The following is a 2,093-nucleotide window of genomic DNA, read 5'->3' as shown; positions in this document are numbered from 1 at the left end:
GCCCGCTGGTCAGCGCAATCCGTACAGCATCAGCGCGGAACTCGTCAGTCCGTTTCAGTCCCATAGTTCGTCTCCTTTGTTGCAGTAAATGCTATCAAAGGAGCGGCATCAAACCGCGACACGTCCAAAGTAGGCGATCATTAATACCATACCATGGACGTGCAAGTTTTTCCTCGGAACTACAAATACCACCGCGATCTACCCTCATTCCTTCGCGTAACGAGTCCACGGTGGTATTTGGATCGGCCAGCAGCGCAAAAACTTCTAAATCGGCCTCGGAAACGAATTTACGAATGTGCCCGCTGCACTCCGAACAGACACCCATACCCATCGGGGCGCCATTCTTAGCTGGCCTGACCTCCAGAGATTCAACTTCAGGAAACACTGCGGATTTGCAAACGCCGCACTTGAATTCACCAAAGAGGAGCTTTGTCTTTGTGCGATCCCGTCGAGCCTTTAGAAACTCCATTACGCGCCCGCCGCGAAACAGATATGGGCGCTTGCCGTCAGAGTCTTTGAGGCCAGCTTTGACCCAATTGGAAATGGTGTTGGCGCTCACGTCAAAGATGCGCTGAAGATCTGCGCCAGAATAGACGCGATTTTTCTTGAGCTTTATACCTGTGTATGACCGGCTCATCGCATTCTACCAGTCTCGCTGCGCCCAACGCCAATCATAGAACTTAAGATTTCCGGGGCCGTCATACGGTTGATCCATTCTTACATGGGTCGACGCGCTTACGTGGGTCGACGCGGTTGGCCTCAACCCATGCGTTAAGATCAGAACCCCGATATATGATCTTACGGCCCAGCTTATAATAGACTGGCCCCTGCCTCTCGTGGCGCCACTGCGCAAGCTTCTCACGATCACCAAGCAGTTCTAGCTCAGAATCTCCCAACACGTAGCAACGGTCGTTTTTGAACAGGTTCGACAAGGTTGACTTTCCTTCCGTTGTCTTGAGTTACAACGAATGAAATGCCTCCGAGGAAATGCGCGCAGCAGTCCCCGATTTCACAACCGGGGACCTCAACACTCTGATATATATAGAAAAGAAATCTGCTCGCTTGGTTCAATGTACGGTTTGCTCGTTCCTTTAGGGCAGTGTTTGGATAGCCCTTGTCGGATTCTCTCAGCCACATGAAGGACATGTAGGCCAGAGCGAGGGTGGTCTTCGCAAAAGTCCATGGCAATTCCCAGATGCACCACCCCACGGTAGCTTTTCCAGATTTTACGAACGGTGTCTTCGTCCTTGGCTCCAGTCACACCCAATTCACGCGCAACATTCCGAACTTGTTCCAATGTACCACCTGGGACTTGGACGCCTTGGTACCTTTGCTCCTGAATGGTCTGCCAAACATGCTTGCCAATGTACTCAGCAACATTCAGCTTCCTTTCGTTCTTCTTTTGATAGCGTTGGGCAATGTCAGCATTTTGGTGCGCCGCTTCCCTTCTGTCGGCAGAGGTCTCTGCAACCCAATGAACGAAGTCGGGGCTGTTTTGCTGCTGTCCATCCCCCTTCTTGAAGATCGGAAAGCTCTCTAGGCTCAAACCGCTCACCTCATGCCGCATAACATCGATGGCATGCAACCGAGCCTCCTTAGTCGGCTCACTTAGAGCAACGCGGAACAATTCTAGGGACAATAGTTCCGGTTCGTTCAAATGAATCTCAGTCATACGGTCCGCCCAGAAGTGCTCCGAGAAGTTACGTATTGCGACCACAGGCGCATCAGATCTCTACGCTTCTCCAACAAGTCAGAACGCGCATACGCCCGCTCAACATCAGATCCCACAGTATGTGCCAAACTCTTTTCAGCGACTTCACGCGGTGCATTGGCTTCTTCCGCCGCCCAATCACGGAACGTCGATCTAAAACCATGGACCGTCACCCCTTCCACTTTCATCCGACGCAAAAGCATGAGCATCGACATATTCGATAGTGGCTGATGACGCTTTTGCCCCTCAAACACATATTCAGACTGCATGTCTCGCAGCGGCCGAATAATGGCAAGCATCTCATCAGTGAGCGGAACACGGTGTTCTTCGCTGGTTTTCATCCGCGCAGCCGGACAGATCCAAAGGCGCTCCTGGAAGTCCA

3 protein-coding genes are annotated in these 2,093 nt (G+C 51.9%); all 3 read right to left on the bottom strand.

Annotated elements, in window-relative coordinates:
- Positions 1-94: 94 nt before the first annotated feature.
- Entirely contained in the window at positions 95-637 is a 543-nt protein-coding gene (locus J7413_RS20365; protein WP_209101847.1) for a hypothetical protein, read from the bottom strand.
- A 387-nt stretch (positions 638-1,024) separates the two neighbouring features.
- Complete coding sequence (locus J7413_RS20360) at positions 1,025-1,672, bottom strand: hypothetical protein (RefSeq protein ID WP_209101845.1); 648 nt, start codon at positions 1,670-1,672, stop codon at positions 1,025-1,027.
- The coding region (locus tag J7413_RS20355; protein ID WP_209101843.1) for a tyrosine-type recombinase/integrase at positions 1,669-2,093 on the bottom strand (425 nt) is incomplete at its 5' end. The genes J7413_RS20360 and J7413_RS20355, both read right to left, overlap by 4 nt.

The sequence above is a fragment of the Shimia sp. R10_1 genome, from assembly GCF_017744095.1.
GTDB lineage: Bacteria > Pseudomonadota > Alphaproteobacteria > Rhodobacterales > Rhodobacteraceae > Shimia.
The sequence above is the reverse complement of the archived record's forward strand: the minus strand, read 5'-3'. Positions and strand labels throughout refer to the sequence as shown.